Below are 6459 nucleotides of genomic sequence, written 5' to 3'. Positions count from 1 at the left end.
GATTTTGTTGCAATCCCGACCTGAGGACAGGAACCCAATAAACTCAAGGGTTCCGACTAATGACCGCCTCTCAGCATCCTCAAAGTGGGACAAACCTGTTACAAACCGCCCTCGCCAAGCCGTACCACTATCGTCGGTCTGGTCGCTATTACCTTCGCCTTCGCCCTCAGGGCACCGCTAAGGGCTTCTTCACGCTATCGCTCAGGACCACCGACAAGGCCACCGCTATGACCATCTCCCAAGAAATCCTCCAGACGCTCAAGGACTTCCACTTCGACAACCCAATGGCAACTTGGGATGAGCTGAGAGGGCGTCTTGAGGACATTGCTGAGTCCTGCCTGACGATGGCCCATGGTGACGGCTCATTGGTGGCCTACGAGATGATCCATGATGAGCAGCATGTTGCCCTTCGTGAGGCGAGCGCCAAGCTCCCTTTGAGCGTCAATCAGCAAAGAGCCGTGAGCAAGGCCTTAGAGATCCTTGAGGCCGCTCAGGAGCGCTTGGAGGGCAGGCCGGGAAAGCTGGTCGAGATCGTAAGGGACCTCAAGGGTGAGGCTTGTAGCACGCCTGTAGCCCCTTCTCTGTCTCTATCTGTATTACCGTCTGGAGGCCCCCTGACGTGGGACTTCCTGTCCAACAAGTATCTAAGCGCGCACACCATCAACATCAAGGAGTCCACCAAGGCGAGCATGTTGGTCAATTACAAGGCCATCAAGGGCGCCTTTGAGGAAATCGGATTGACTGACCTCAGGACCCACACCCATGACCACATGGTGGCAATCAGGACGGCCTTGCTTGTGGGTCGTGAACGCTCAACTGTGAACAACATCCTCACCAAGATGATGACCGTCATGGACTGGGCAGTTAACAACGACTACCTGACCAAGGCGTACACCTCGAACCTCAAGTTGACCAAGGGCACCGATAGCAAGCGTGAAAGCTTCACCAAGGACCAAGTAGTCACCCTGATGACCCACGCGGCAGAACTGCCAGCCGACTCATGGGAGCGCTGGGGTCTGTCCCTTTTGGCAATCACTGGGGCTCGTGTCGGGGAGATTGCCTACCTGACCAAGCAGGACATCAAACAGGTCGATGGTCTCTGGTGCATTCATATCAATGAAGATGGCCCTAACAAGTCGATCAAGAACAAGCACAGTGACCGGACCATTCCACTGATCGACGGTGCGTTCAATACATTTGACCTGAGCGAGTTCCTCAAGGCTGTCGAGTCGGGCGCTCTACCCTCTGACCATGGCGTCAACCCAATGAAGGCCAGTAGGAACCTCGGCACTCTGATGAAGACAATCCTTGGGGAGACCCGTGAGACAACCCAGACGCTGCACTCACTGAGGCACTTCATGGCGTCTTCGCTGCAAGCTGAAGGGGTTCCTGTGGCTTACGCTCAGGCCATCACTGGGCACTCATCCCGAACCATCACCTTTGACAACTATGGTTCTGGCATACCTGTAGGGAAGCTCGCTGCGGAACTCAAGAAGGCCCTCAAGGCATAGTCATGAGGTAGCTGAATGGCGAGTCGCCATCATAGAATGGCCTTTTAATCAGATGGAAGGCCATTCATGGAACGATTAGCTGATCACTTGTTGACCGCTGCCTCTTGGATTCTCAGCTTCGCCGCACTTTATGGCATGTGGAAGTTAGTAGCGTTCCTTGGTCCGAAATTGTCCTTGATGCTGGGCCTGTAGCGCTTCTACATGAAATCCAATCGACTCGCTGGGTCCTGGCCTTGCAGCGAGAGCGTAGGAGCGCGTTAATCCATGTAAAATCTATGGTTTTTCGCTTAATCCTCAAAAAATCGACCTTCTGAAATCGCCATCACGCCACGTTCAGCACCCTTCCTATGTCATGGCATGGACCAAGGTGACCGCTGACTGTGGCGCTTCTGGCGAGCTTGCAAAAACCCTCACTAAGTACGGCGAGAAAGTCGCTGTCGTAAAACCCCTCACTGTTGCGAACAACAACATGAGGACCATCCAATGACCAACCTGACCATCCCCGGCCCGTACCACCGCCACGTCGATCACGAGGCCGGGCAGCTTTTCCACGTTGACCCGATCACAGGCGAGATCCTTGCTCGAAACGACATCGTTCTACCCAAGAGCCGTAATGCTGAGTTCCAAGTATGGGCAGCCCAGCGGCGTACTGATACGAACCTGACCACCGACTACACCACCGCCCGCTATTCCTTATCGAAGGCTGCTCCAGTTGTCGAAGCTGCCGAGCCAATCGTCAAGCAAGGCCGTGGCCGACCCAAGACCGTCTTCAAGAACCCAGCGGCTGCCTTTATGCCATTCCTCACGGTTCCCGATCCGCTGCCTTGGGTGGACGACATCATCCACGGTTCAATCCTGACAAGCGCAGGAGTCAGCAACGGGAAGATCAACGTGAAGACCCGAGCTGTCATCGGTGCGTTGTTCCTCACGGAAATCTCAGCGGATGCCTGCATGACCAGCGAGCACACCTTGCGTACCGCCCAGCGCATCGCCAAGGCCGCCCGACATGCTGCCCATGGGATCGCTTCGTATGTGGAGAGACATCCAGCGCTGAAGGCTGAGCTTGAGGCTGAGTTGGCTGTAGAGGCTCTATTCCGGGCATCTCAGGCTTAACGACGGATAATAGAGAGAAAAACTCTAAGACCACCTTTCAGCCTCATCGACACCGGATCGGCCATCTTATCGACCAGACTCATTGGAAGAGGGAAATGTTAATTACAACCCTCATCGAAAAGGAACCTTAAAGATCATCGCCAAGGAGAACTCACATGACCGCTCTCATCACCTGCCCAGCAAACTCCCAGCTCACTGAAGACGACCTCATCACCTTGTCACGGGTCTTCCCAGCACCTTCACGACCTCAACTGATTGAGCTTCGTAGAGTCCTGAAGAATCAAAGCGCATCCTTTAGGAACTACTGTTCTGGGGTCGTCACCTTCGACACTGATGCCATGCTCAAAGAGGTCGCCTTTAAGCTATCCGCAAAGACTGCCGAACGGGTCGCCAATCTGGTCGCCCAAGGGGTCTGCCTTCAAGCCATCGCTTCGTCACCCTTGAGGATTCCCTTGACGGGAACTGATCGAATCTCGCTCAGGGTTTAAGGTGTCCGTCAAGGTGTCGTTTAAAACCCCTCACTATTGGGAGACCCTCAGAGAATCCAATAAAAGATTCTTGTCAGTCGTCCCTCGCCAGTAGCAACGACCGTCGCCACGGTTGTCCTTTCGATGCCTCTCAGGCTTGCCATGTCCTGATACAGCATCAGCCACAAACCCAAACCAAGAACCTTTTGATCGACCTTGGAAGATGCCCATGCGGCTCCCTCCTTGCCGTCTTGTCGTGCGCGTCTATGGCGCCAAGGTCGATCAAAGGGTCACCTCACAGGAGATCCAACACCATGCAAATCAACATCACAAACGTCCTGAAGAATGAAGTCACCGTGTCTGGTCAGACCCTGAGCCGTGACTACGCAGAGAACATCATGCTGCCCATGTTGGTCGCTCAATGCGCCACCGTTCAGAGCCGTAAACTTGAGATCGTAAAGGTCTTCGCTGAGGCCGGTCTGTCGCTCGATGCGGTCCCTGAGGCTGCCCGAGAGTACGCCATAGACAAGTCAGAGAAGGCCCGTCTGCGTCTTCGTCAACAAGCTGAGGCGAATGCCCATGCTGAGCGCTGCCGTGTCGCTACGCCCCGTGAGCTGGCCCAAGCGAAGGCTGACAGAGAGGCCCGAGCGGCTGCCATTCGAGAACAAAGCGCCAAGGTCCGAGCTGCTTCGCGACGTAACTCTGGCTGGTAACAGCGCCTCGACATCACACCTCATTCCAATCTATTCAGGAGAACTACCCATGAAACTGCATAACCAATACGTTGCACCAACCACCAAAAACGTTAAGCACTTGGCATCGACCTACGAAAACGGTAGCACCATCCAGTTCGCCCCCGGCAACGTCCGCACGGAAGACTTGGCAGCTACCGATGTGTCCGTCTACGTGGAAGCCCTGACCGAGGGTCTCGACGAGTTCCTAAACAGCGATGAGTGGCGCCAAGCTGCCATGGAGGCAACCCCTTGCGAGTTCCGTCCGGCTGGCTCTGAGGCCAGTGGTCAACAGATCATCACCGTGGCTGACCGCACCGTCAGCTTCGATCCTCGTAAGAACTGGGACAATGAGACCATCTCGAAGGGTCCCGTCCTGGCTGGGTCTGTGATCTTCACTGAGCCGACCTCTGAGGCACTGCTTATTAGCAAGCGCTTCACCATCCTCGACCACACATTGATGGCTGGCTTCACTGAGCAGTCCATGAACCAGACCGCTGAGAAGCTGTTGCGGGACATTGAGTATGAGGCAGCTGGGAGCATCGCTAAGATCCTTTCGACCGCCCCAAGCACCGAGAGCTTCTCTGTGGCTAAGCCAACCGGCAAGCCTGTAGAGATCGCTGAGGACCTCATCGACATCTTGACGACCCACGTAAACCTGACCGTAGGCTCGACCCTTGAAGACTTCGTGGTCCTGCTGCCTGCGTCCCTGCTGGCGATTCTTGAGCGTGCTGCTCAGCGTGCCGGTGTCGAGGATATTGAGGCTCTGATCAGCACCTCTGTGCAGCCTTACTCGGGCACTGACTATGGTCTGTTTATGCTGCCTAAGATGTTCACTTCTCTGAGTTACCGCGAAGGCCGTAACGGCGACATCTGGAAGATCGAAGCGACCCGTAACGGTGCGCATCAAGCATGGGACATCGAGATCGTGACCATCGTTGATATCATCGCCAACGGCAAGGTTCGCGTGAAGCTGACTGCTGATGGTCTACAGACTGAAGCTGTGGCCTTCCCGATGATCACCAACATCAAGTTGACTGCCTGATTCCCACCGTTCCTAAGGGGCCCGCAATGGGCCTCTATGGCTTCCTCATAGGAGACCAATACCATGAACCAACACCAACAAATGTCCAATAAGGAACGTAAGCGCCTTGTGGTGGCCCTATCGGCTTCCCTTAAGGGGCTGCCCATGGGACCTGCTCTGGCCCGCTTCGAGGACTATGAGCGCAACCGCCAACGTAAGACCAAGCGCCACCGAGATCGTAGAGACGCTGAGAGAGCTGGTAAGGCTGCCTGAGAGTCTGGCCCGTAAGACCGACCCGAGAGGGATCGGCAGGGGCCCCGCTTCACCCTATCGCCCGTCGCTGGGCATCCATCACAAACACAGTCTTTCTGTTTGCTCTCTATGCCACTGATCAGAGCCCGTCATGGGGTCTGTGTGCTGGTCTGTGGGAGCGAACTCAGAGAGCAAACAAAAGGAAATCATGAAATGACAATCGACATCCAACACAAGCACGCCTCCCACGTCATCATCATCGAGGGTCAAGCCTTCAAGGCTAACGACTCCGGTATGTGGGACCTGACTGACATCTGGCGGACCCTGAAGCTACCCAAAGGTAAACAGCCGGGTCAGTGGAACAACCTGAAGGAAGGCCAGTACATGAGGGAAATGGGTTTTTCCCATTCCGCTAAGACTGGTGCAATGACGGCAACCCACGCGAATAAGCGGGCAACCCTTGCCTATGCCGGTTGGGTATCTCGCGAGTTCGAGACAATGGTCTATGACGCCTTCGAGGCAATCCTTGAGATGCCTGAGGTTGCGTTATTGGTGGCCGACAAGATGCGCAGCATGGGAAATGACCATAGCGCTGCCATCCTTGAGCGTCACACCTTCAACGAGAAGTGCGATTGGAGCGCCCTCAAGCGTCCCCACAAGAACTCTCAAGAGGGTCTACGCGCTGCCGTGGCAAGAGGCACCATTACCCAAGCATGGGCCATTGAGCTTGGCCTTAGGACCCGTTAACCATCAACCAATAGGAGATCCCCATGGACACCTTACAGGCTGCCTATCTGGTTTGTGTGGCTGTCCATCTGGCCTTTTGGCTGTACGGGCACCTCAAGGGACCTTAACGAGAAAATACAGAAAATTTGGGAATCACCACCTCATTGCTTCTACTCACTGACGTTCCCCCGTGTGCCCTCGCAGGCGCCATAACGACCCTCACGGGCAGGCGATAAGGACCCCTGAAGCTGGGACAAAGGTGGGCCAAAGCTGTGACAAAACGTGCTGGACAGGCCCAACGGCTGCTCCCTACAATCGGGTCTTCCTGATCCTCTAAGGGATTACTTCAAAGCAACGGCTTCAGCATCGGCCACACGTTATCCAGTAGCCGTGACTGAGCTTCAGCAGTAGGGTGAATTCCATCACTCTGAACCATGGAAGGCACGCCACCTATGCCCTCCAGCAAGAAAGGCACCAAGGGAATGTCATTCTCTTTGGCTACTTGGGGGAACACTTCAGCGAAAGCAGTCGTGTAGCGAACACCGTAATTTGGCGGTAAGCGCATACCCAAAAGCAGCACCTTGGCCCCCGCCTTCTTCGACTGCTGAATCATGCCCGCAAGGTTTTGTTGCAAT

6 protein-coding genes and 1 pseudogene are annotated in these 6459 nt (G+C 55.1%); 6 read left to right on the top strand and 1 reads right to left on the bottom strand.

Annotation, left to right across the window (positions count from 1 at the left end):
* Nucleotides 1–227 precede the first annotated feature (227 nt).
* The 6 genes from ACW9H9_RS28115 (at nt 228) to ACW9H9_RS28090 (ending at nt 5845) form a co-directional block, all read left to right on the top strand.
* Nucleotides 228–1511 (top strand): tyrosine-type recombinase/integrase, encoded by a 1284-nt coding sequence (locus ACW9H9_RS28115; RefSeq protein ID WP_457346623.1) that lies wholly within the window; start codon nt 228–230, stop codon nt 1509–1511.
* A 483-nt stretch (nt 1512–1994) separates the two neighbouring features.
* Nucleotides 1995–2624 carry a hypothetical protein gene (locus ACW9H9_RS28110; RefSeq protein WP_457346622.1) on the top strand — a complete coding sequence of 210 codons (630 nt, stop codon included), beginning with the start codon at nt 1995–1997 and terminating at the stop codon, nt 2622–2624.
* A gap of 155 nt (nt 2625–2779) precedes the next feature.
* A complete protein-coding gene (locus ACW9H9_RS28105) occupies nt 2780–3112 on the top strand; it encodes a hypothetical protein (protein ID WP_457346621.1) in 333 nt (110 codons plus the stop codon).
* 293 nt (nt 3113–3405) lie between these two features.
* On the top strand, nt 3406–3804 hold the full coding sequence (locus tag ACW9H9_RS28100; protein ID WP_457346620.1) for a hypothetical protein: 399 nt from the start codon (nt 3406–3408) through the stop codon (nt 3802–3804).
* Between the two features lie 49 nt (nt 3805–3853).
* Nucleotides 3854–4867: a hypothetical protein gene (locus ACW9H9_RS28095; RefSeq protein ID WP_457346619.1), complete on the top strand. Its 1014-nt coding sequence runs from the start codon at nt 3854–3856 to the stop codon at nt 4865–4867.
* Between the two features lie 444 nt (nt 4868–5311).
* Entirely contained in the window at nt 5312–5845 is a 534-nt protein-coding gene (locus ACW9H9_RS28090; protein ID WP_457346618.1) for a hypothetical protein, read from the top strand.
* A gap of 325 nt (nt 5846–6170) precedes the next feature.
* On the opposite strand, the pseudogene ACW9H9_RS28085 reads toward ACW9H9_RS28090, so the two are convergent.
* A pseudogene (locus ACW9H9_RS28085) lies at nt 6171–6459 on the bottom strand (arylesterase); the annotation flags it as partial.

The organism is Pseudomonas sp. SDO5215_S409, assembly GCF_054071325.1.
Note: the sequence above shows the minus strand (reverse complement) of the source record. Positions and strands in the feature narration are given on the sequence as shown.

Bases quoted from the DNA above. Each gene is read 5' to 3' on its own strand.
- ACW9H9_RS28115 (WP_457346623.1), top strand. From the start codon at position 228: ATGACCATCTCCCAAGAAATCCTCCAGACGCTCAAGGACTTCCACTTC.
- ACW9H9_RS28110 (WP_457346622.1), top strand. From the start codon at position 1,995: ATGACCAACCTGACCATCCCCGGCCCGTACCACCGCCACGTCGATCAC.
- ACW9H9_RS28105 (WP_457346621.1), top strand. From the start codon at position 2,780: ATGACCGCTCTCATCACCTGCCCAGCAAACTCCCAGCTCACTGAAGAC.
- ACW9H9_RS28100 (WP_457346620.1), top strand. From the start codon at position 3,406: ATGCAAATCAACATCACAAACGTCCTGAAGAATGAAGTCACCGTGTCT.
- ACW9H9_RS28095 (WP_457346619.1), top strand. From the start codon at position 3,854: ATGAAACTGCATAACCAATACGTTGCACCAACCACCAAAAACGTTAAG.
- ACW9H9_RS28090 (WP_457346618.1), top strand. From the start codon at position 5,312: ATGACAATCGACATCCAACACAAGCACGCCTCCCACGTCATCATCATC.